Origin of the sequence: Streptomyces sp. NPDC101234, assembly GCF_044767525.1 — a bacterium.
GTDB classification, from domain to species: domain Bacteria; phylum Actinomycetota; class Actinomycetes; order Streptomycetales; family Streptomycetaceae; genus Streptomyces; species Streptomyces sasae.
The window spans coordinates 1-1,324 of record NZ_JBIWOA010000116.1 but is presented as its reverse complement, the minus strand read 5'-3'; the positions used below and the strand labels follow the sequence as shown (position 1 = coordinate 1,324).

2 protein-coding genes are annotated in these 1,324 nt (G+C 67.0%); both read left to right on the top strand.

Annotated elements, in window-relative coordinates; all coding sequences use genetic code 11:
- Positions 1–88 precede the first annotated feature (88 nt).
- Complete coding sequence (locus tag ACIRR9_RS55985; protein ID WP_060902739.1) at positions 89–376, top strand: transposase; 288 nt, start codon at positions 89–91, stop codon at positions 374–376.
- Positions 377–381: 5 nt separating this feature from the next.
- Positions 382–1,290, top strand: a complete 909-nt coding sequence (locus ACIRR9_RS55980) for an IS3 family transposase (protein ID WP_403769830.1) — start codon at positions 382–384, stop codon at positions 1,288–1,290.
- Positions 1,291–1,324 lie beyond the last annotated feature (34 nt).

Genomic DNA, 1,324 nt, shown 5'->3' with positions numbered 1-1,324 from the left:
TGAGGTTCCCCCTGCCGGCCGGACAGCTTGATACTGGGACGGATGGTCCCGGAGGAAGCAGTCACAGGTAGTGAGTAGCAAGAGCAACATGAGTAAGCGGTACACGGCCGAGTTCAAGCGGGACGCGGTCGCCTTGGCGTTGTCCTCGGAGAAGACGGTCACCGAGGTCGCGAGGGATCTGGGCGTGAGCCCGGAAGGGCTGCGCGGGTGGGTGAAGCAGGCGAAGGTCGACCGCGGCGAGGGACCCGCCGGGGCTTTGACCACTGCGGAGCGTGAGGAGTTGGTCCGGCTGCGGCGGAAGGTCCGCGAGCAGGAGGCCACGATCGAGGTTCTGGGAAAAGCGACCGCCTTCTTCGCTCAGGACAAGATGAGGTAGACACCGTGGCACGGTGTCTTTTCATCGATGCGGAGAAGGCATCGGAGGGTAATCCTGCAGGTCACAGCGTTGCGTTTCTGTGCCGTGTGCTGGGAGTGCCCCGTTCCACCTACTACACGCACAGGGCGTCGCGGCCGGCCCGGGCGGTGCGGGAGCGGGCCGAGGAGGTGCTGGTGGGCGAGATCCGGGTGCTTCACGCCGGATCTCGCGGTGCCTACGGGGCTCCGCGGATCCACGCTGCCCTGCGGCGGGCCGGGCGGGTGGTGAACTCCAAGAAGATCGAGCGGCTGATGCGCAAGCACCGGATCGTCGGGATCACCCGCCGCCGGCGGCGGGGCCTGACCCGGCAGGCGAAGCGGGCGGTGTTCGCGCTCGACCTGATCGGCCGGGACTTCACCGCACCCCGGCCCGGGATGCGGCTCGTCGGCGACATGACTGAACTCAGCACGCTGGAAGGGAAGTTGTATCTGGCGACCTGTATCGATCTCGCGACGCGGGAGGTGGTCGGCTGGGCGATGGCCGACCACCATCGCGCCGAGCTGCCGGTCGCCGCCTTGCGGATGGCGGCCGGGCGTGGCGGCCTGGAGCAGGGTTGCGTCATGCATACGGATCGCGGCAGCGAGTACACAAGTGGCGAATTCCGCAGCGAAATACGCAAGTTGCGCATGAGGCAGTCGATGGGGCGCGTCGGCTCTTGTTACGATAATGCCGCCGCGGAGAGCTGGTTCGCCCTCCTGAAAGCGGAGATCGGGACGACCATGTGGGAGACCCGCGACGCCGCCCGGGCCGACGTTTTCCGCTACGTCGAAGTCGAGTACAACCGCAGCCGGCTCCGTCGGCACCCCGACTACGGGTACGTCACCCCGCTCGAAACGAGATCCTTGCTCAGGCAGAACCTCGTCCCGGCAGCGTAAACACCCGCTGTCCAGTTCGCGGGGGGAACTTCAG